We start from the raw sequence: 20,002 nt of genomic DNA on the forward strand, positions 1-20,002 counted from the left end.
TCTCGATCATTGATCGAGATGGAAAGGGCTCCTTCGGGAGCCCTTTTTATTTGTGAACAGCAGCTTAATTCTTTCCAAGCGTAGTCAGTCCGGAAAGTTGCTGTTACGTTCCCCTCAGCCAAGGAGTGAGAATGCCGGGACGGCCGCGTCGATTTCAGGAGCGGTTGCCGCTTGCGCGCGATGCGCCGGTGCTCGCCTTCGGAGCGTCCGCCGCGATCATCGCTTTGTCCGCGCTGGTCCGATACGCGCTGCTCCCGATCCTGCCGCCGGGCTTCCCGTACCTGATCTTCTTCCCCGGCATCATCCTCTCCGCGTTCCTCTTCGGACGAGGGCCGGGCATTCTGGCGCTAGGTCTGGCGGCGATCCTTGCCTGGCTCTTCTTCATCGCGCCGATTGACCATTATGCCCTGCCGCTGGGCAGCGCAGTGTCCCTCGTCCTGTTCGTTCTGGTAAACGCCTTCATCATTACGCTGGTGCACTGGATGCAGGTGGCGAACGCGCGTTTGTTGAAGGAGCGGGAGCGCAGCCATGGCCTGGCCGAGACGCGCACCGCATTGTTCAACGAGTTGCAGCATCGCGTCTCCAACAACCTGCAGGTCGTGGCCGCCCTGCTGGTGTTGCAGAAGCGCGAGATCGCCGATGAGGCAGCGCGCCGCGCGATCGACGAGGCATCCCGCCGGCTCGCCCTGATCGGAAAGATCCATCGGCAGCTCTATGACGGGACGGGTCGGCCCGCCGCCACCGACGCGTTTCTCCGCCAGCTGGTCGACGATGTTCTCGATGCCCTCGGCGCACGCGGTGTCGTCAGCACGGTAGAGGCAGAGGAGGACATCACGCTCGACAACGACTCGATCGTGCCGGTCGCCCTGATCGTCGCGGAAGCGGTAGCGAACGCGGTGGAGCACGGATTTGCCGGGCGGGATCGCGGCACCATCCACGTTCGCGTTGCACGGGGGAAGGCCGGACGTGGCGTCATCACTGTCAGCGACGATGGCTGTGGCGTGTCGCCGAGCTTCGATCCGGCGACGGCCGGCAGCCTCGGCCTCACCATCGCCACCGCCCTCGCCCAGCAGATCGGCGGGTGCTTCACGCTGACGGGTCAGGACGGCGCCTGCGCGCGGCTGGAACTGCCCCTCGCCTAGCGCCGACCCGATCCGCTAGAGCGGCGGCGAAAGGGGACCAATATGGCCTATTGGCTGCTGCGATCGGAACCGGATGCCTATAGCTGGGACGACCTTGTCCGCGACGGCGGCACCGAATGGAACGGGGTGCGCAACTACACCGCGCGCAACTTCCTGAAGGATATGCAGGTCGGCGATCGGGCGTTGTTCTATCATTCCAACACGGAGAAGGCGGCGGTCGGAGTGATGGAGATCACCCGCAGCTGGCAGCCGGATGGCGACGACGGCAAATGGGCGAGCGTCGCCGTGAAGCCGGTGCAGAAGCTTGCAAAGCCTGTTCCGCTTGCTGACATCAAAGCGGAGCCGAAGCTGAGGGACCTTGAGATGGTCCGGCAATCGCGCCTCTCCGTCACACCGGTGCGTGACGGCGAGTGGCAGGTGTTGCTCAAGATGGGTGCCTAAGGACCTCTACTCCACCACGAGCTTCACCAGCATGCCCGGGCGGAGCGCAGCGGCGTCCGAAAGGGCGTTCAGCGTCATGAAGCGCTCCCGCTGAAAGTTCGGATAGGCCATCTGGCGGGCGAGGCTGTCGATCGTATCACCCGCAGCAACCGTCACGATGCGGATGCGCTTTCCCTTGATCGCCGCCGCCTGCTGCCCTGTCAGCTGGGTCAGGCCGCTGACCATGCCGGCAAATGGCCCCAGGCCGCTGCCCGACGGCGTGACGATCAGGAACTGATAGGTCGCGCTTGGAAAGCGGTAGGCCACGATGGTCGCGTCCACCACGCGCCCGCCGCTGGATGCGCGCGCGGTCGCATAGGCGGCAGGAATACCGTTCGCGTTGAAGGACCGCAGTTCGCCCCGGCTCACCTGCCCGCTGGAACCGGCCAGCTTGGCGAAGGCGGCATCGATATAGCTGCCGAGGTCGGCGGTGGCGGAGCCCATGCCGAACTGCGCCTTGCCGCCGCTGCCCGACACGCTGACCGCATCAGCCGAATTGGCGATGGTGTATCCGGCAGGGGCGGTGAACCGGAGGCGTAGCTCCGGATGGCTGAAGGTCTGCCCGCTGACGATGCCCTGCGACGGGCTGTCGTCATAGGCCATGCCGTCGAGCATTCGGAGGAAGGCGGTGTCCTGTACGGCAGGCGCAGGCTGCCGGCCGGTCTTCTGCGCCAGCTTCTCGGCGCGCTTCACCCGCTCCACGCCGTTCGGGTGCGTGCTGGCCCAGCCGGGCGTCGCACTGGCGTCCCTCCCTTCGATACGCGCCTGCAGGCTGGTCTCCGCGTCTAGTGATGCCAGCATGTCGGCAGCGGCATAGGGATCGTAGCCGGCCTGCGTGATGTAGCGCACGCCAAGGCCATCGGCGGCATATTCCTGGCTGCGGCTGAAGCCCAAAGTGTAGAGTTGCGCACCATAGCCGGCGACCTGACCGACGATGTCGCTGCCGGTCAGCGCGCCTGCCGCCGCCGCGAGGATCGAGCCGAGCTGCGACCGGTTGTTGCGCTTGGCGGAATGGCGCGCGGCGACATGGCCGACCTCGTGACCCATTACCGAGGCAAGCTCCGCCTCGCTGTTCATCAGGGCTACCAGCTGCCGGGTGACGTAGACATAGCCGCCGGGGATCGCGAAGGCGTTCTCGACCGAGCTGTCCAGCAGCGTCACGGTGAAGTCGCCTTGTGCGTTCGACAGGCCGGATTGCGTCGCGACCCGCTTCCCGACCCGCTCCACATACGCCGCCTGCGGCCCTTTATAGGGCCCGCCATATTCCTTGAGCAGTTCAGGATGCGCCTGCGCACCCTGCTGCTTGTCCGACGCCGAGATCGATGATTGGGCGAGCGCCGGTGCGCCCGCCAGCGACAGCGCGACACAGAAGGCGGCAGCCTTGCGGATCATAGGACTCCTCTCCATGCCCCGACCGAACCGGCGACGGGTCAGGAGGGTTCCGGCGCTACTTGCCGTCGCTCTGGCGGTGCTTTCTCAGCTCGAGGACCATACCGACGCAGGCTAAGGCGGGGCTCCAGCCCAAGTCCTGTCGCGGGGACAACAGGCCGGTGGTCAATGTGGTATCTGCAACGGGCGAACACATGGGAGAGGACGCATGACATCTTTGAGAACCGACGGTCGGACCGTGCGGGAGCTGCTTGGGGGCGTCGATCTATCACAGCCCATCGGCATGCTGAACCTGCTGAAGTTTCGAGCCGAGGCGCAATATGACGAACCGAGCAGCAAAGAGCGGTGTAGCGGGGCGGATGCATATCGCCGCTATGCCGAAGGGGTGATGCCGCTGCTCGCCGGAAAGGGCATCACCCTGCATCTGCGCGGAGGCATCGAGCTGATCGGACCGCCGGACGAGTGGGACGCCGCCTTCGTCATACGCTATCCACGCGGCGAGATGCTGGTGGAGCTGGCGGAAAGCGCCGGCTATGTCAGCGTGGTCCATCACCGCGCGGCAGCCGTCGCCGACAGCCGGCTGCTGTTGATGGAGTTCGTCGCCGAAGAGGTAACGGAGCTGCTCCGCTGAGCCAGCGGGCGGTTACTTGCCCTTGCTCTGGCGGTGCTTTTCGAGGTCCAGCACCGTCGTGTCGCCCTCCGGAAGCAGGCCGAGCCGACGCGCGACTTCCTGATAGGCCTCCACCTCGCCGCCGAGATCGCGGCGGAAGCGGTCCTTGTCGAGCTTCTCGTTGGTGGTCATGTCCCAGAGACGGCAGCCGTCGGGGCTGATCTCGTCCGCGAGGATGACGCGGCTGTACTCATTCTCCCACAGCCGCCCGAACTCCAGCTTGAAGTCGACGAGGCGGATGTTGATGGCGGCGAACAGACCCGACAGGAAGTCGTTCACGCGGATCGCCATGTCGGCGATGTCGTGCATCTCCTCCTGGCTGGCCCAGCCGAAGCAGGCGATATGCTCGTCGGCGACCATCGGGTCGCCGAGCGCGTCGTCCTTGTAGTAATACTCGATGATCGTGCGGGGCAGCTGGGTCCCCTCCTCGATCCCCAGACGCTTGCTGATCGAGCCCGCGGCGACGTTGCGTACCACCACCTCGATCGGGATGATCTCGACCTGGCGGATCAGCTGCTCGCGCATGTTCAGGCGGCGGATGAAGTGGGTGGGCACGCCGATATTGCCGAGCAGTGTGAACACATGCTCGGAGATGCGGTTGTTGAGTACGCCCTTGCCGCTGATGGTGCCCTTCTTCTGGGCGTTGAACGCGGTCGCGTCGTCCTTGAAGTACTGGATCAGCGTGCCGGGTTCCGGACCCTCATAGAGGATCTTGGCTTTGCCTTCGTAGATCTGGCGGCGGCGGGCCATGCGGCGAGGCTCCGATTCGTCAAAAGAAGAGCGCCCCGGCCTGCATGAAGCCGGCCGAGGCGAATGGCGGGGCCATAATCGAATTCGCTGGCTCGCGCAAATGCGCGGCGCGGGATCAGTGCTGCTGGCCGCCGCTCCCTTGGGTCGTCGCCGCGCCAGATCCGCCGGCACTGGGCGACTGGGCGTCAACCATCGCCGGGCTGGGACCGGAGGTGGCGGTGTCGCCGGTCAGGCTGCCGCCGGACGAGGTCACCGTGTCGTTGCCGCCGGTGTTCCCCATGGACTCGGTGCCCATGCTGCCCATACCATTGTCCATGTCAGTGGCGCCGTTCGGCGTCTCGACGATGTCGGCGGAGGTGTTGTTGGTCATCATCGGATCGTCGCCCTTCTGACCGCAGGCGGTAACGAGCAGCAGGACCGATGTGGCGGCGGCGGTTGCAAGAAGTCTCATCGCGTCTCTCCTTCGTCACGCAGGCTGCGCTGAACAGAAAGGGAGACGCGATGTTCCTTCACCTGCACGTCCGACGGCTCTCCCACGGGCGATCAAACTGGATCCGCTCGAGGACAAGGAACGCGTCGAGCACTTGCCGGCCGAGGGTGCTGAGCGCGGCGGTGATGTGATGGTGTCCGTCCGCCCAGCCGCGGACCTCCTGATGGTCGAGGGTCATGATCTGTCTCCCGTTGGTTGGCATCGCTGCCGAGGGGTGAAATGCCCGGCGGGGCGGAGCGCCACCAACGAAACAGCTAGTGCCCCTGATAAGGACGCCTTATGCTTTGCAGATGCGCCGCCTGCCGCCTCTCTCCGCCGTCCGGGTCTTCGAGGCGGCGGCGCGTCACGAGAACTTCACGGCAGCGGCGAGCGAACTCGGCATGACACAGGCGGCTGTCAGCTATCAGGTTCGCTTGTTGGAGGAGCGGCTGTCTATAGCCCTGTTCCGGCGGGAGAAAGGACGTGTTTTGCTGACCGAGGCAGGGCGACGTGCGATGGCTCCGGTGTCCCAGGCGTTCGATGCGATTGACGGCGCCTTCGCCCAGTTGCGGAGCGAGGATGAGGCGTCACTGTCGCTTTCCACATCGCTGACCTTCGCCAACACGTGGCTCGCCTGGCGGCTGGGCGGGTTCCAGATGGCGCATCCCGAAATGGCGGTGCGCCTGATGGTCAACGATGCGCTGATCGACTTCGCCAGGGACGATGTGGACGTGGCGATCCGCACCGGGCTCGGCTCATGGCCCGGCCTCGATGCCGACCTGCTGCTAAAGATCGACTATACGCCGATGTGCAGCCCGGACTTCCTGGCCCGACAGGGCGGCCGGATCGAGGTGCGCGACCTGCTCCATCTGCCGCTGATCAGCCCGCATGATCCCTGGTGGTCCTGGTGGCTGCGCGAGGCGGGGGTCGATGCCGATGACGAGAAGGTGCGGCCCGGCATCCGCATGGACAGCCAGGCGAATGAGGGCACCGCCGCCGTCGCCGGACAAGGCGTGGCGATGCTCACCCCCTTCTTCTGGCGCAACGATCTCGCCGCCGGTCGTCTTGTCCGCCTTTCGGACCAGGTCTCGACGCGCGGTTACGCCTACTGGTTCGTGGCGCCCGAGCATCGTCGCAACGTGCCCAAGATCAAGCGCTTCCGCGAGTGGCTGATCGCCGAGGTGCGGCGCGACCTCGACGGTTGAAAGCTTTCGCTAGCCATAAGCCGCTATCAGGACGGCATGCGTCACTTCATCATCCTCGCGGGTTGCGCGGCAGCGCTCGCCGTCGCCCCGTCGGCCCGGGCGGGACTGCTCGACGGCCTGACCTGCACCCTCAGCCTCGGATCGACGGGCACGCTGGCCATGTCGCCGACGGGTACGTTCATCGGTTCGGAAGCGCCGGGTGGAGGCGCCGCGACCATTCTGGTGGTCGCATCCCTCGCTTTGCCGCACATGCTGTTCTCCGCCCCGACCGTGACCGGCCCGAGCGGATGGGGCGATACCCCGACGACTTACCTCTCATTGAAGGCGGCTAGCGGAGCGGGCGTGCCCTACACCAGCGGCGCCTCCGCGATACGGCCCGGATTGCTCCTCGACACGATCACGGTGAACGCCCGGGTCGAGAACAGCGCCGGGTTCAAGGAAAGCAGCTACACGGTCACCTCGACCGTAATGTGCCAGCAGTGAGAGTGCCGTCGCGGGCACGCAGGTGGCTGCGCAACGATTGGCAGTGCCCACCGCCCCCGCGATGCTGCTATTGCCATGCGCCTCGGCTGTGCGCTGCGGGAGGATATGAGTGGAGGATGTGAGGCGAGCACCGGTCGGGACGACGATCCTTGCCGGGCTGTTCGTCCTGCTGTTCCTTGGGACCGGGTTCCACTTCGCCGGTGTCCAGCAGATATGGATCGACGAATCCACCCAGCTGTCCGGCAGCCGGGCCCCGATCGGCTTCATCTTCAAATGGCTCGCCGGGGGAGCGCCCGGTGCCTTCGGGGTGCCTGACGATCGGATGCCGCCGATCAGCTACCTAATCGATGCGGCATGCTGGCGCACGGTCTGCGCGACCCCTTATGGTCTGCGCATCCTGCACCTGCTGATCGTGGCGGCGGGGCTCGCGGCGCTTCTGCTTGGCGCTGCCCGGCGGCATGGCGTGATCGCGGTGCTGGCGGCCGGGGTGGTGCTGGCCGGGTCCTCGGCCCTGACCGAGGCCTCGGTCGAGATCCGGGCGTATCCAATCTTCTTCGCGCTGACCTGCCTTCAGATCGTGGCTCTGTTCCGGGCGTTCGACCGGGACCGGCTGGATGCCGGTGCGCTGGTGCCGCTCGTCGTACTGGGGCTGATCGCCGCCTACACCCATTTCTTCGGCCTGGTGTCGTCGATGGCGTTCTTCGCGGGGCTGTTCATCGCCAAAGTGAGGAGCGGCCGGGAGGCGATGGCGGTCATCGCGGCGGCAGCGGCGGTGGTGATCCCGTCGGCGGGGCTGGTGCCGTTCATCACCGGGGCGCAGTCGATCAGCGGGGTCGAAGCTGCCGGGCTGAACATGGCGACGGTCACCGCCTTCGCGCTCCGCCTTGTCGGGCATGCGGTGGCCGGCGTCGTTCCCTGGACGGGCGGGCTGCTGCTCGTCGCGTTCTGCGTTCTGGCTGCGGTCGGCGTTGGCTGTGCTGCGTTGCGGGGCCTCTCCGGGACCCGGCAGTCGCCGCTGGTCGCACTGGTGGTCGCCTTGGCGGCGGGGCTCTTCGTCACCTTTGCCGCTGCCTTTGTGGTCAAGGGGTTCAACCCGCTGAAGCCGAGCTACAATCTGTGGATGCTGCCTGTGCTCGCCATGATCGCGGCGGTCGGGGCGGCTGAGCTGTTCGGGCGGCGAGGTGCGGGTCGCATCGTGGCGATCGGACTGGTGGCGATGCTGACGGTCGGCGCGACGCTGACGCAGGGGTTCTTCCTGGCCCATGCCCGTTGGTTCACGCACGGTCCGTCGAGCCTGATCGCCGCGGCGATCGGCCCGGATCCACGTGGGACGGCGGTCGTGTACCGTGGCGAGTGGGGCTGGGGGTACTATCCGCTCCGCTATCTTTACGCCGGCCATGCGGATCAATGGCTCGTCACCGACGCCGGCACGCTGCAGCGGATCACGGCGGAAGCGGTCGGCCGGGACATGCCGGCGAACGCCCTCGACGGATATAAGCGGGTGCTGCTGGTCGATATCCGCAAGGCCTCTTATCCCAAGTTGCGCGACCCTTCCTCACAGGGCGGTTCGACCGACGCCCCGATGCCTCCCCCGGAGGCTCTGGCGAACTTCAGCACCGTCGGCACCGAGGTAGCGCCCGGATTTTACTGGACCAACATCACCCGGTTCGAGCGGCCCAGGCACTAGTCGATCTCCATGCGTCCGTTGGGCGGGGTCGTGCGTTGGGCGGGCGCAACACCCAAGGAGACGAAAATGGCCGACATCAGCCAGATCAAGGAACATGCGGAAGTCATCGGCGCGGACGGCGTCCATGTCGGCACGGTCGACAAGGTCGAGGGCGACCGCATCAAGCTGACCAAGAAGGACAGCGGCGAGGGCAGCCATGAGGGCCACCACCACTACATCTCGACCGGGCTGGTCGCGACAGTGGAGGACGGCACGGTGCGCCTGTCCGCCAATGCCGATGTCGCCGTGACCTTCGAGGAAGAGGCCTAAGCTATTCCGCCGCCTTCAAGGCGGCGGGGCGGTAGAAGTCCTGGACGATCGTCCAGGCTTCTTCCGCGGTCTCGACGAAGTGGAAGAGGTTGAGGTCGTTGGGCGAGATCACGCCCTCCTCCGCCAAGGCGGGGAAGTCGACCACCCGCTCCCAAAAGTCGCGGCCGAACAGAACGATCGGCAAAGGCGCCATCTTGCCGGTCTGGATCAGGGTCAGCAGCTCGAACAGTTCATCGAACGTGCCGAAGCCGCCGGGGAACACCGCCACCGCCCGCGCACGGATCAGGAAGTGCATCTTCCGAAGCGCGAAATAGTGGAAGTTGAGGCTGAGGCGCGGCGTCACATAGGCGTTGGGTAGCGGCTCATGCTCCAGCACGATGTTGAGGCCGACCGACTCGGCCCCCGCCTCCGCCGCGCCCCGGTTCGCCGCCTCCATGATCGAAGGACCGCCGCCCGAGCAGACCACGAAGTCGCGTGTGCCGTCGCTGTTCACCGGCTCGCCGCTGGCGAGGGCGGCGAGGCGGCGCGCCTCGTCATAGTATTTCGACTTGGCGCGCAGCCGCTCGGCGATGTCGCGCTGCGTCTCGGTCTTCGCGGCCTCTACGATACGGTCGGCATCCTCCGGCGCGGGGATGCGGGCCGAGCCGTAGAAGACGAAGGTCGAATGGACCCGCGCCTCGTCCAGCACGGTCTGCGCCTTGAGCAACTCAAGCTGGAAGCGGACCGGGCGGAGATCCTCCCGCAGGAGGAAGTCGGGATCCTGGAAGGCCAGCCGGTAGGCCGGATGGGTCGTCTGGGGCAGCGGCGCTGTCTGCGCGGCGCTGGCGGCGTCCTTCTCCGCCGGGCGGAATACGCGGCCCGGCACTTTCTTCTTAGACATGGGACCTACATAGGTTTTGGGCGTGAAGGATCAACGACAGTAGCGTGACCCGCTCATGTCGAAGTGCAGATGGTCGCGGTGAAGCGCATTCGCATCGGGACCGAGCACCACGTCGAAGCGGCGGCAGGCCGACTTGTGGACCGCGCGCAGGAAGTTGCGCGCGCCCTCATCCGGGCCGTTCCAGTCGTTGTAAACCGTGATGCGGCGGCCGTTGGAGAGTACGAAGCCCGACACATCGACCGCGTTCGAACGGCCATGTTCCGACAGCTTGTTGCCCGCCTTGTTGTTGATCGGCCGGCAGTTGTAAGTGCCATAGCTTTCGACCTTCACCACCTGCGCATCCAGCCAGGCGCGGGCGGCGGGCTGCAAAGCCTCCCGCGCCCAGACGGTCAGCTTCTGCGCGACCGGGCAGGTCATCGCGCCGAGATTGGTGGTCGGCATACTGATGTCGAGCAGCTGCACCGTGCCGATCGCCGAACAACCGCCGGAGAAGGTGCGGTCGGGCAGCGACCGGAACTTGACCCCCAGCCGGACGAGATCGGCCTTGCACTCCCGGATCACGCGATCGTCAGGGCGCGGGGCTTGCGGCGCGGGCCGGGCGGTGCGGGGCGGCTCCTTCTTCGGAGACCCGACGCAGGCGGCGAGCGCCAGGGGCAGGAGAAGAAACGCGAGGCACCGCACGGGCGGGATGCTGGCGACCGAGGGGGCGATCGTCAATCGAACGCGTCCGCGAAAGGTAACGACTTTCCCGACACGTCATCGCAAGAATGCGACGAACCGAAGATCGAACCGCCGCCGCGCGCCATCACACGCAAGGCAGCGAGGAGGAGGCGGTCGTTGGGCGTGGTCCGCGTGCCGACCTGCAGCCCGCGATAGAAGACCGGCGTCGCCGGCGGTTGGAGGCTGTGCTGCATGACCTCCGTCAGCGCACGGCGCTGCCCTTCATGCAGCGCCTTGTCCCAGGCGGCGGCGAAGCTTTCCGCACCGGGACGGCAGCGCAGGAGATAGGCCGACTTGGGCGACATACCGCAGGCACGGGCGGCGGCCGCGACGACGCCCCAGCGGGCGAGCAGATCGATGAAGGTCCGCTGGCGATCGGCGGACCACCGTCATGGCGTGCCCGTGCCGGTGCGGGGGTGAAGGCGAGCAGGTCGCTGCCGATGTCTTCGGGAATGGGCGAATCGGTCATCCGCCAGTCTGTGACGGAACGGCCGGGGTGTAGGACAGAGAAAAATGGGCCGTATGCGGCGGGCAGAGGGGGTGGCGCCCGCCTGCATACGGCCCCGAGGCGCCGCGCGTTACGCGGCTGCGGCCAGATCGTCGGGCTGCGGCAGGCGGATGAGGTAGTCGAAAGCGGACAGTGCAGCCTTCGACCCCTCGCCCATCGCGATGACGATCTGCTTGTAGGGTACGGTGGTGCAGTCGCCGGCGGCGAAGATGCCGGGCTGCGACGTCTCGCCACGGGCATCGATCTCGATCTCGCCGCGGGGCGAGAGCGCGATCGTGTCCTTCAGCCATTCGGTATTGGGCACGAGGCCGATCTGGACGAAGATACCCTCCAGCGCGATGTCGTGCTCGGTCCCGTGATTGCGATCCTTGTAGCTGAGGCTGGTCACCTTGCTGCCGTCGCCCTCCACCTTGGTGGTGAGCGCCGAGGTGATGATCTTCACGTTCGGCAGGCTGGCGAGCTTCCGCTGCAGCACCGCATCGGCGCGAAGCTGGCTGTCGAACTCGATCAGGGTGACATGGGCGACGATACCGGCGAGGTCGATCGCCGCCTCGACCCCCGAATTGCCGCCGCCGATCACCGCGACACGCTTGCCCTTGAAGAGCGGGCCGTCGCAATGCGGGCAATAGGCCACACCCTTGTTGCGGTACTCGTCCTCACCGGGGACGCCCATCTGCCGCCAGCGTGCGCCGGTGGAGAGGATCAGCGTCTTCGACTTCAGGCTCGCGCCGTTCGCCAGCTTCACCTCATGCAGGCCGCCGACGTTCTTCGCAGGGATCAGCTTTTCCGCCTGCTGCAGGTTCATGATGTCGACGTCGTATTCCTTGACGTGACCCTCCAGGTGGGCGGCGAGCTTCGGCCCTTCGGTGTGATTGACCGAGATGAAGTTCTCGATCGCGAGCGTATCCAGCACCTGACCGCCGAACCGCTCGGCGGCGATGCCGGTGCGGATGCCCTTGCGCGCGGCGTAGATCGCCGCCGCCGAGCCGGCCGGACCACCGCCGACGACGAGCACGTCGAACGCATCCTTGGCGGCGATCTTCTCCGCCGCACGGGCGGTGGCACCGGTGTCGAGCTTGGCCATGATCTGGGCGAGGTCCATGCGGCCCTGGCCGAAGACCTCCCCATTCAGGAAGACCATCGGGACCGCCATGACCTTCCGCGCCTCGACCTCGTCCTGGAACAACGCGCCATCGATCGCGACATGGCTGACGTTCGGGTTGAGCGCGGCCATGATGTTCAGCGCCTGCACGACATCCGGGCAGTTCTGGCAGGAGAGCGAGAAGAAGGTCTCGAAGCGGAACTCGCCCTCCAGCGCGCGGACGCTGTCGAGCAGCTCGGCCTCTTCCTTCGGCGGGTGGCCGCCGACATGGAGCAAAGCGAGGATCAGCGAGGTGAATTCGTGCCCCATCGGCAGGCCGGCGAAGGTGACCTCGGCACGGGGATCGTCGACGGCGCGGATGGCGAAGGAGGGCTTGCGCGCGTCATCGCCATTGGTGCGGGCCGTCACCTTGTCGGAGAGGACGGCGATCTCCTCGACCAGGTTCTGGATCTCGGCCGATTTCGGGCCGTCGCCGAGGCTGGCGACCAGTTCGATGGGCCGGCGGAGGTTGCCGAGATAGGTGCGCAGCGTGTTGGTGGTGGTGGCGTCGAGAACGGGCATGGAGGGTCCTTTCTGGACATGAGCCGTCATCCGCCGAACTTGCGGCGGGCGGCTTTGGTTTCGATGGTCCTGAGCTTGCCGGGAGGCTGAGGAGCCAGCGTCCGGGGAAGCTCAGGAACGGGGTGCGTGAGAGGTCGGCATCGGAGAAGGTGGCCGGGCGACTGTCGCCGCCCGGCCGAGCCCGATCAGATCTTGCCGACGAGGTCGATCGACGGCGCGAGGGTCTCGCCGCCCTCTTCCCACTTGGCCGGGCAGACCTGGCCGGGATGCTCCTGCCAGTACTTGGCGGCCTTGATCTTGCGGACCAGTTCCGCCGCGTTGCGGCCCACGCCTTCGGGCGTGATCTCGACGAGCTGGATCCTGCCCTCCGGATCGGTCACGAAGGTCGCGCGATCGGCGAGGCCGACGCCCTCACGCAGAACGTCGAAGTTCTTGGCCAACGTGTGGTTCTGGTCGCCGAGCATGAAGTAGTTGATCTTGCCGATCGCCGGCGAGGTGTCGTGCCAGGCCTTGTGGCTGAAATGCGTGTCGGTGGAGACCGAATACACCTCGACGCCGAGCTGCTGCAGCTCGGGATAGGCGTCGGCGAGGTCTTCCAGCTCGGTCGGGCAGACGAAGGTGAAATCGGCCGGGTAGAAGAAGAAGACGGCCCACTTGCCCTTCACGGTCTCTTCCGTGATGCCCTCGACGAACTTGCCCTGATGGTAGGCGGTGGCGTTGAACGGCTTTAGCTGGCTGCCGACGATACCCATGCGTTATTCTCCTCAGTGAAGGTGAAGCGTAGATAGGCCGGGATCGTGACGATCGGAAATTGTTAATACCGATGCTTCTGATCGATCCAGTCGATCGATCCGAAGTTTGTCTGCGGGTTTTCGATGATCAGCGAAGCCGTTCGGCGAAGCGGGCGATGGCCAGCAGCTCGGCATCGGCGGCGATGGTGCCGGGGCCGCGCGAGGACATCACGGCGCGTTCGGCGGAGAGGACGCGGTCGAGGGCGCGGGCGATCTCCGGCCCGCGCCAGCGCGCGAGCTGGCGGGTGACGCGATCCTGTTCCTTCCAGAAGATCGCCTTGCCCTGCGCCTTGACCACTACGGCCGGGGCGTTGCCCTGGTCCACCTCCCCGCGCAGGCGGGCGAGGAGGAGGAGCTTGCGTTCCAGCGCGCGGAGGATGGGGATGCCTTCGGTCCCGTTCGCGCCCAATCGCGCGAGTTCGGCCTGGGCGAGATCGGCGCGGCCGTCGAGAACAGCGTCGATCAGCGCGCCCTGATCGCCCTCGTCCCCGCTGGCGAGGAGGGCGTCGAGCGCGTCATGCCCGGCCTCGACCCGTCCGCCGGGCTCGGCATCGACATACAAAGCGAGCTTGGAGATTTCGCTGGCCAGCACGGCGCGGTCGCCGGCTGCGGCATCGACAAGGCGGCGGGCAGCGTCGGGGCGGATCTCCAGCCCTTCGGCGCGGGCGAGGTCCATCGCCAGCTGGTCGGCTTCGCGCCCTTCCAGCGCATAGCTGACGAAGACCATCGTCTCGCGGTGGTCGGCGACGAGCTTGAGGAGCTTGGAGTCCTTGCGGAGCGCGCCGGCGATGAGGACCACGGGGTCGCTGGTGGCGGTGAGGCCGAGGAGCGCGGCGGCGGCCTCGACGGATTCGTCACCGGCGGGATCGACGCGGATGTAGCGCGGGCCGCCGAACATCGAGATCGCCGCAGCCTCGTCGGCCAGCCGCGCCGGATCGCCCTTCAGCACCGCGCCGGACAGGTCGATGCGCTCGGCATCGGGGCCGAGGCCCTTACCGAGCCGGTCAGCGAGGGCGCGCGAACTCGATTCGTCGGGGCCGTAGAGGAGGAAGAGACGGATGCCGGCGGGCCGGTCGAGCGCCCGCTCGATCTCGCCCCGCTTGACGATCATGCGCTGCTGGAGGCGTAGCGGGCGAGGCGCGCGATGATCTGGTCGGCGACGTCCTGCGTCAGGTTTTCGAGCGCGGTGTTCTCCGCCGCGATGACCGAATATTCGGAGCTGACGACATCGATGCCGGCATCCGAGGCGGCGGTGGCGTCCAGCACCACGGCGTTGGTCGCCGCCTCGACCAGCTGATAGCGGGCGCGGAGCGTGCGGCGCTCACGCGTCGTGACATTGTCCTTGCGGACGCCGAAGCCGTCGATGCGGTCGTCCAGCGTCACCTGCAACCGGTAGCGCGGGGTGTCGGGACCGGCGGCGCGGAGACGGTCGGTGAGCGCGTTGCGCATCATCCAGCCGGCCTTGTCGGGGATCGTCGCGACCTCGATCGAGGAGAGCACGGTCGCGACCGCGCCGTGCGTGCCGCCGCCATAGACCGGGCGGAGGCCGCAGGCGGGGAGGGTCAGAAGCCCCAGGGCGATGGCGAGCTTGCGGATCATGCGACGATGTTCACCAAACGATCGGGCACGACAATGACCTTCTTCGGGGTCGCGCCGTCCAACGCGCGCTGCACCTTCTCGGAAGCGAGGGCCAAAGCCTCGACATCGCCGCGCGCGGCACCCTTGGCGACGGCGATGGTATCGCGCAGCTTGCCGGAGACCTGCACCGCGATCGTCACCTGATCGTCGATCAGCAGCGCCGGGTCCGCCACCGGCCAGGGCGCGTCGGCGACCAGGCCGTGGCGGCCGAGCCGCGCCCAGCCTTCCTCCGCGACATGCGGGATCATCGGGGCGGCGAGGCGGACGATCGCCTCCAGCGCCTCGACACGGGTATCGGACGGCTTCGCCTTCTCGATCGCGCTGGTCAGCTCGTAGAGCTTGGCGACGGCCTTGTTGAAGGACAGCGCCTCGATATCCTCGGCGACGCCGGCGATGGTGCGGTGGAGCTTGCGGGCGAGGTCCATGTCCTCGCCGTCGCCCGGCCCCGCCGCATCGACCAGCCGCCAGAGGCGCTGGACGAAGCGCCAAGCGCCCTCGATCCCCGCCTCGCTCCACGGCAGATCGCGCTCGGGCGGGCTGTCGGAGAGCATGAACCAGCGCACCGCGTCCGCGCCGTACTGGTCGACGATGCCGGTCGGATCGACGGTGTTCTTCTTCGACTTCGACATCTTCTCGACGCGGCCGACAGTGATCGGCGCGCCCGTCGAGATCTGGCGGCCGTCGCGCACCTCGTCGGGGGAGAGCCAGTTGCCGCCGACGTCCTTGTACGTCTCGTGCGTCACCATTCCCTGCGTGAAGAGGCCGGTGAACGGCTCGGCGACGCCGATCTTGCCGATGTGCTGGAGCGCGCGGGTCCAGAAACGGGCGTAGAGGAGGTGGAGGATCGCGTGCTCGACGCCGCCGATATACTGGCCGACCGGCAGCCATTGCTCGGCGATCGCGCGGTCGAACGGCTGGTCCTTCGGCTGGCTGGCGAAGCGGATGAAGTACCACGAGGAATCGACGAAGGTGTCGAGCGTGTCGGTCTCCCGCCGCGCCGGGCTGCCGCACTTCGGGCAGTCGACATGCTTCCACGTCGGGTGGCGATCGAGCGGGTTGCCCGGTACGTCGAAGCTGACATCCTCCGGCAGGACGACGGGCAGCTGGTCCTTGGGGACGCCGACGGGGCCGCAAGCCTCGCAATGGATGATCGGGATCGGCGTGCCCCAATAGCGCTGGCGGCTGACGCCCCAGTCGCGCAGGCGCCAGACGGTGGTGCCGGTGCCCCAGCCCTCCGCCTCGGCGCGGGCGATGACCTTCGCCTTGGCGTCCTCGATCGAGAGGCCGTCCAGATCGCGGCTGTTCACGATCAAGCCGGGGCCGGTATACGCCTCGTCGCCGACCGGCTCGGCCGCCTGTTCGGGTGTGGGGGCGACGACGCGATCGACGGGCAGGCCGTATTTGCGCGCGAAATCGAGATCGCGCTGGTCATGCGCCGGGCAGCCGAAGATCGCGCCGGTGCCGTATTCCATCAGCACGAAGTTCGCGACGTAGAGCGGCAGGGTCCAATCGGGATCGAGCGGGTGGATGACCTTGAGGCCGGTGTCGTAGCCCCTCTTCTCCGCCGTTTCGACCTCCGCCGCCGCCGTTCCGGTGGCGCGGCACTCGTCCAGGAAGGCGGCGAGTTCGGCGTTGTCCTTGGCGAGCGCCACGGCGATCGGGTGATCCGCCGCGATCGCTGCGAAAGACGCGCCGTACATGGTGTCCGGGCGGGTGGTGTAGACGTCGAAGGACTTTAGATCCTCCCCAGCTTCGCTGGGGAGGATGGTAAAAGTAAAGCGCAGGCCCTTGGACTTGCCGATCCAGTTCTCCTGCATCAGCTTCACCTTGTCGGGCCATTGGTCGAGGCTTTGCAGCCCGGCCAGCAGATCCTCGGCGAAGTCGGTTATCTTCAGGAACCACTGGCTGAGCTTGCGCCGCTCGACCAGCGCCCCGGAGCGCCAGCCGCGCCCGTCGATCACCTGTTCGTTGGCGAGCACGGTCATGTCGACCGGGTCCCAGTTGACCGCGCTCTCCTTGCGGTAGACGAGGCCGCCTTCGTAGAGGTCGAGGAACAGCGCCTGCTCGTGCCCGTAATAGTCGGGGTGGCAGGTGGCGAGCTCGCGGCTCCAGTCGAGTGCGAAGCCGATCCGCTTCAGCTGCGCCTTCATCGAGTCGATATTGGCGTAGGTCCACTGGCCCGGATGGACGCCGCGCTCCATCGCCGCGTTCTCGGCCGGCATGCCGAAGGCGTCCCAGCCCATCGGGTGCAGCACCTCATGCCCGGTCATCCGCCGATAGCGGGCGAGGACGTCGCCCATCGTGTAGTTGCGGACATGGCCCATGTGGATCTTCCCCGACGGATAGGGGAACATCTCCAGCACATAGCTCTTGGGCTTGGCGCTGTGGTCGTCGGCCTTGAAGGTCTCCGCCTCCGCCCACGCCTTTTGCCAGCGCGCATCCGCGACCTGCGGATTGAAGCGCGACGGTTCACGCGACATGTCGGCGTCCTTACTGGGCGGAGGTGCGGCGGAGGTCGCGCGCCTTGGTGAGGATGATGTCCTCCAGCTTCTGCACGGTCGCCGCCTGCACCGGCGCATCGACCCACTGGCCGTTCTGCTGCACCTGGCGCAAAGCCGCGACGCGGACGGCATCGGCGCGCAGATCCTGGTCGAGGATGGTGACGGTCAGCTTCATGCGGTCGGCCGGGCTGGCCGGATTGGCGTACCAGTCGGTGACGATGACGCCGCCGTTCGAATCGGACTGGACGAGCGGCATGAACGACAGGGTGTCGAGCGCGGCGCGCCAGAGATACGAGTTGACGCCGATCTGCTTGATGGTGCCGGGCGCGATCTGGGCCACCCGCTCCTTGCCGCCGCCGCATGCCGAAAGGCTGATCGCCATCGCCGCGACGAACGTGGTGGTGGCAGCGATGCGGGCGAAAGAGCGCATGAATATGGTCCCGATATGAGGCGCAAGGGCGGTGCGCCGTTATAGAAGTTCACCCGCCGCCCGCAAGCGACGCCGAACCGCTGTGGATATCCTGCAACAATCGGCCGTTTTCGCGGCGAGCAGGGCAACTTGCATGTGCAATGAGTTTTCTGCGTGGTAGACGCCGCCGCAGTGGGAGAGGGTGCCGGTCAATGGGTACGAGTCGGGGCATTGTGACGAAGGGGGGTGCGGTTCTGGCCGCGCTTTCGCTCGTCCTGTCTCCTGCCGTAGCCTCTTCGAAGAACGCGAAAAAGCGCGTCGCCGGTATCGCGCAGGTCGGTGGCATCGGGTCGTTCACGCCCGCCGCCGCCGACCCGCGTACCGCCGCTTTGTTCGCGCATAGCGGCATGGGTGCGGCCGACGAGTTCCGCTTCACGCCATCGGGCGCGACCGGCAGGAACCGGGCGGTCAACGTCGTCGTGCGGGCGCGCAGTGCCAAGCCGGCGCTCGCCCGGCGCAGCTCGCCCGCCGTCGCCGCCCTGGCCGAGAACACCAAGCTCGATCCGATCGCCTACAACCTCGGCGTCGGCGTGGGCTGGAAGCGGTTCGCCGTCACCGGCGAAGTGGCGCGGATCGACACCAGCATCGTCCCCGGCCGGCGCGATGTTGCCGAATTCGGCCTGGCCTATCTCGGCAAGCGCTGGAGCACGCGCCTGGGCGTGAGCAGCGACCGCAGCGTCGGCAACGACACGCCGGTCGATGCGCAGGACAGCTACGCCGTGGACTTCGGCGGCAGCTTCTCGCCCGCCAAGAACCTCGAGTTGACCGGTGGCCTGCGCTACAAGATCCAGCGCGAGCATCTCGATGCCTTCGCCGACGACCGCCGCGACAGCCAGGCGGTCTATGTGGGGACGGCCTTCAAGTTCTGAGTTGATGGTCGGTCTTTCGACCAAGCCGGAACGGGATCGTTATCTTCACCCGTGTTCCTGCGAAAGCGGGAACCTTGGTGCGATGACCTCATCAAGGGATTAGCGCTTAGGCTCCTGCTTTCGCAGGAGCACATTGGGCGTGGTTAGCGGATCAGGCCGTCGATGGCTGCCCAGCCACTTGCGCCCAGAGCGCCCAACCTGCGCGCGTTCCGGGGGGTCATGCCACCGAGCGCGATGACGGGTACGCGCGCCTGCCGGGCCAGTGCCGCGAATCGGGTGCGGCCGAGAACCCGCCCGCCCGGGTGTGAGCGCGTCGGAAAGAGCGGCGACAGGAACAAGATGTCGGCCGCGCGCCTGACCTCGCGAGCGTTATGGGCACTTGCGCTGTGGGGCATCGGGCGGCTTGCCCGCGCCGTCGCGGGTCCATGCCAGCCGTCCGCCCGCCATGCTGCCGCCTGCCGCGCCGAGCCTGCCAGCACCAGCACCAGCCGCCCGCGCGCGGCGCGGCGCACCGCTTCGAACAGAGCGCGACGCTCACGGGGCGGCAGGCTGTAGTGCCGGAAGACGATTCCCGCCCCGCGCGGAAGCCTCTTAACCGCTGGTAACAGGCCCTTACCCTGACGCTCGTCGGTCATCATCCACAGGCGGGGAATGGGTTGGCGCGGGTGCATGGCGGACCCTATAGCCCGCGCCATGCCGGCAGACGAAACCCCGCTCGAACAGATCACCACCCGCATCGCCGCCGCCGCCGCGCTCGCCCGGCGCGAAGCCGAGGAGGTCGAGCTGATCGCCGTTTCCAAGACCCGGACGCCGGAGGAGATCGCGCCGCTGATCGCCGCCGGGCACCGCAGCTTCGGCGAGAACCGGGTGCAGGAAGCGGAGGGGAAATGGCCCGCGCTGATCGCCGCGACACCAGGCATCCGCCTCCATCTGGTCGGACAATTGCAGTCGAACAAGGCGGCGGAGGCGGTCGGGCTGTTCGACGTGATCCATTCGGTCGACCGCCCGTCGCTGGTCGCGGCGCTCGGCAGGGCGATGGACGCGGCGGGCAAGCGGCCGGATTGCTATATTCAGGTCAATATCGGGGAAGAGGCGCAGAAGGGCGGCTGCGCGATCGGCGATCTGCCAGCGTTACTGGGCGAGGCGCGGGCCGCGGACCTGCCGGTGATCGGGCTGATGTGCGTTCCGCCGGCTGGTACCGAGGCCGCGCCGTACTTCGCACTGCTCGCCGAACTGGCGAAGCGAAACGGTCTGGCGGGGCTTAGTATGGGCATGTCGGAGGATTTCGAGACGGCGGTGATGCTGGGGGCGACGTGCGTGCGGGTGGGTACGGCGTTGTTTGGGGCGAGATAAATCCTCCCCATCGCAAATGGGGAGGG

The 20,002-nt window shown here is 67.1% G+C and carries 24 protein-coding genes; 10 read left to right on the forward strand and 14 right to left on the reverse strand.

Features of this window, described 5'->3' with window-relative positions; genetic code table 11:
• Nucleotides 1-131: 131 nt before the first annotated feature.
• Together ACM608_RS15840 and ACM608_RS15845 are read left to right on the forward strand one after the other, a co-directional pair.
• Nucleotides 132-1,142 (forward strand): sensor histidine kinase, encoded by a 1,011-nt coding sequence (locus ACM608_RS15840; protein WP_419684479.1) that lies wholly within the window; start codon nucleotides 132-134, stop codon nucleotides 1,140-1,142.
• Nucleotides 1,143-1,184: 42 nt separating this feature from the next.
• The gene (locus ACM608_RS15845; RefSeq protein WP_419684481.1) at nucleotides 1,185-1,583 is read left to right on the forward strand and encodes an EVE domain-containing protein; all 399 of its coding nucleotides are present in this window, start codon (nucleotides 1,185-1,187) and stop codon (nucleotides 1,581-1,583) included.
• Nucleotides 1,584-1,589: 6 nt separating this feature from the next.
• Here ACM608_RS15845 and ACM608_RS15850 read toward each other — a convergent pair whose 3' ends face one another.
• Entirely contained in the window at nucleotides 1,590-3,014 is a 1,425-nt protein-coding gene (locus ACM608_RS15850; protein ID WP_419684483.1) for a M48 family metalloprotease, read from the reverse strand.
• Nucleotides 3,015-3,219: 205 nt separating this feature from the next.
• On the opposite strand from ACM608_RS15850, the gene ACM608_RS15855 reads away from it, so the two are divergent.
• Complete coding sequence (locus ACM608_RS15855) at nucleotides 3,220-3,642, forward strand: hypothetical protein (protein ID WP_419684485.1); 423 nt, start codon at nucleotides 3,220-3,222, stop codon at nucleotides 3,640-3,642.
• Between the two features lie 12 nt (nucleotides 3,643-3,654).
• Here the strand turns inward: ACM608_RS15855 and purC are convergent, their stop codons facing one another.
• The 3 genes from purC to ACM608_RS15870 form a co-directional block, all read right to left on the reverse strand.
• On the reverse strand, nucleotides 3,655-4,431 hold the full coding sequence (gene purC / locus ACM608_RS15860; RefSeq protein WP_419684487.1) for a phosphoribosylaminoimidazolesuccinocarboxamide synthase: 777 nt from the start codon (nucleotides 4,429-4,431) through the stop codon (nucleotides 3,655-3,657).
• Between the two features lie 115 nt (nucleotides 4,432-4,546).
• Nucleotides 4,547-4,882: a lipoprotein gene (locus ACM608_RS15865; RefSeq protein ID WP_419684489.1), complete on the reverse strand. Its 336-nt coding sequence runs from the start codon at nucleotides 4,880-4,882 to the stop codon at nucleotides 4,547-4,549.
• 58 nt (nucleotides 4,883-4,940) lie between these two features.
• A complete protein-coding gene (locus ACM608_RS15870) occupies nucleotides 4,941-5,099 on the reverse strand; it encodes a hypothetical protein (RefSeq protein ID WP_419684491.1) in 159 nt (52 codons plus the stop codon).
• A 112-nt stretch (nucleotides 5,100-5,211) separates the two neighbouring features.
• Between ACM608_RS15870 and ACM608_RS15875 the strand changes: the two genes are divergently transcribed.
• The 4 genes from ACM608_RS15875 (at nucleotide 5,212) to ACM608_RS15890 (ending at nucleotide 8,584) form a co-directional block, all read left to right on the forward strand.
• Entirely contained in the window at nucleotides 5,212-6,105 is an 894-nt protein-coding gene (locus ACM608_RS15875; protein ID WP_419684493.1) for a LysR substrate-binding domain-containing protein, read from the forward strand.
• 36 nt (nucleotides 6,106-6,141) lie between these two features.
• Entirely contained in the window at nucleotides 6,142-6,588 is a 447-nt protein-coding gene (locus tag ACM608_RS15880; RefSeq protein WP_419684495.1) for a hypothetical protein, read from the forward strand.
• 118 nt (nucleotides 6,589-6,706) lie between these two features.
• Nucleotides 6,707-8,275 (forward strand): hypothetical protein, encoded by a 1,569-nt coding sequence (locus ACM608_RS15885; protein ID WP_419684496.1) that lies wholly within the window; start codon nucleotides 6,707-6,709, stop codon nucleotides 8,273-8,275.
• A 66-nt stretch (nucleotides 8,276-8,341) separates the two neighbouring features.
• Nucleotides 8,342-8,584 (forward strand): DUF2171 domain-containing protein, encoded by a 243-nt coding sequence (locus tag ACM608_RS15890; RefSeq protein WP_419684498.1) that lies wholly within the window; start codon nucleotides 8,342-8,344, stop codon nucleotides 8,582-8,584.
• 1 nt (nucleotide 8,585) lies between these two features.
• On the opposite strand, the gene ACM608_RS15895 is transcribed toward ACM608_RS15890, so the two are convergent.
• Genes ACM608_RS15895 through ACM608_RS15905 form a run of 3 tightly spaced genes read right to left on the reverse strand, consistent with a single transcriptional unit; the run spans nucleotide 8,586 to nucleotide 10,489 of the window.
• A complete protein-coding gene (locus ACM608_RS15895) occupies nucleotides 8,586-9,464 on the reverse strand; it encodes an LOG family protein (RefSeq protein ID WP_419684500.1) in 879 nt (292 codons plus the stop codon).
• Nucleotides 9,465-9,494: 30 nt separating this feature from the next.
• The gene (locus ACM608_RS15900) at nucleotides 9,495-10,181 is read right to left on the reverse strand and encodes an extensin family protein (RefSeq protein WP_419684502.1); all 687 of its coding nucleotides are present in this window, start codon (nucleotides 10,179-10,181) and stop codon (nucleotides 9,495-9,497) included.
• Nucleotides 10,178-10,489 carry a hypothetical protein gene (locus ACM608_RS15905; RefSeq protein WP_419684504.1) on the reverse strand — a complete coding sequence of 104 codons (312 nt, stop codon included), beginning with the start codon at nucleotides 10,487-10,489 and terminating at the stop codon, nucleotides 10,178-10,180. The genes ACM608_RS15900 and ACM608_RS15905 overlap by 4 nt, the downstream gene beginning before the upstream one ends.
• Between ACM608_RS15905 and ACM608_RS15910 the strand changes: the two genes are divergently transcribed.
• Nucleotides 10,479-10,604: a hypothetical protein gene (locus tag ACM608_RS15910; protein WP_419684505.1), complete on the forward strand. Its 126-nt coding sequence runs from the start codon at nucleotides 10,479-10,481 to the stop codon at nucleotides 10,602-10,604. The genes ACM608_RS15905 and ACM608_RS15910 overlap by 11 nt on opposite strands.
• A 158-nt stretch (nucleotides 10,605-10,762) precedes the next feature.
• Here ACM608_RS15910 and ahpF read toward each other — a convergent pair whose 3' ends face one another.
• The 6 genes from ahpF to ACM608_RS15940 form a co-directional block, all read right to left on the reverse strand.
• Entirely contained in the window at nucleotides 10,763-12,355 is a 1,593-nt protein-coding gene (gene ahpF / locus ACM608_RS15915) for an alkyl hydroperoxide reductase subunit F (RefSeq protein ID WP_419684507.1), read from the reverse strand.
• 185 nt (nucleotides 12,356-12,540) lie between these two features.
• Nucleotides 12,541-13,107 (reverse strand): alkyl hydroperoxide reductase subunit C, encoded by a 567-nt coding sequence (ahpC, locus tag ACM608_RS15920; RefSeq protein ID WP_419684509.1) that lies wholly within the window; start codon nucleotides 13,105-13,107, stop codon nucleotides 12,541-12,543.
• 127 nt (nucleotides 13,108-13,234) lie between these two features.
• Nucleotides 13,235-14,257 carry a DNA polymerase III subunit delta gene (holA, locus tag ACM608_RS15925; RefSeq protein WP_419684511.1) on the reverse strand — a complete coding sequence of 341 codons (1,023 nt, stop codon included), beginning with the start codon at nucleotides 14,255-14,257 and terminating at the stop codon, nucleotides 13,235-13,237.
• Complete coding sequence (gene lptE / locus ACM608_RS15930) at nucleotides 14,254-14,745, reverse strand: LPS assembly lipoprotein LptE (protein WP_419684513.1); 492 nt, start codon at nucleotides 14,743-14,745, stop codon at nucleotides 14,254-14,256. The genes holA and lptE overlap by 4 nt, the downstream gene beginning before the upstream one ends.
• Nucleotides 14,742-17,264 (reverse strand): leucine--tRNA ligase, encoded by a 2,523-nt coding sequence (gene leuS, locus ACM608_RS15935; RefSeq protein ID WP_419684515.1) that lies wholly within the window; start codon nucleotides 17,262-17,264, stop codon nucleotides 14,742-14,744. The genes lptE and leuS overlap by 4 nt, the downstream gene beginning before the upstream one ends.
• Nucleotides 17,265-17,274: 10 nt before the next feature.
• Nucleotides 17,275-17,715 (reverse strand): DUF3576 domain-containing protein, encoded by a 441-nt coding sequence (locus ACM608_RS15940; RefSeq protein ID WP_419684517.1) that lies wholly within the window; start codon nucleotides 17,713-17,715, stop codon nucleotides 17,275-17,277.
• A gap of 191 nt (nucleotides 17,716-17,906) precedes the next feature.
• Between ACM608_RS15940 and ACM608_RS15945 the strand changes: the two genes are divergently transcribed.
• A complete protein-coding gene (locus tag ACM608_RS15945; protein WP_419684519.1) occupies nucleotides 17,907-18,623 on the forward strand; it encodes a hypothetical protein in 717 nt (238 codons plus the stop codon).
• Between the two features lie 143 nt (nucleotides 18,624-18,766).
• Here the strand turns inward: ACM608_RS15945 and ACM608_RS15950 are convergent, their stop codons facing one another.
• Nucleotides 18,767-19,294: a thiamine phosphate synthase gene (locus tag ACM608_RS15950; protein WP_419684521.1), complete on the reverse strand. Its 528-nt coding sequence runs from the start codon at nucleotides 19,292-19,294 to the stop codon at nucleotides 18,767-18,769.
• A gap of 22 nt (nucleotides 19,295-19,316) precedes the next feature.
• On the opposite strand from ACM608_RS15950, the gene ACM608_RS15955 reads away from it, so the two are divergent.
• Nucleotides 19,317-19,976, forward strand: a complete 660-nt coding sequence (locus ACM608_RS15955; RefSeq protein ID WP_419684523.1) for a YggS family pyridoxal phosphate-dependent enzyme — start codon at nucleotides 19,317-19,319, stop codon at nucleotides 19,974-19,976.
• Nucleotides 19,977-20,002 lie beyond the last annotated feature (26 nt).

Source organism: Sphingomonas sp. ID0503, from assembly GCF_048565625.1.
Taxonomy (GTDB): Bacteria; Pseudomonadota; Alphaproteobacteria; order Sphingomonadales; family Sphingomonadaceae; genus JBLZUR01.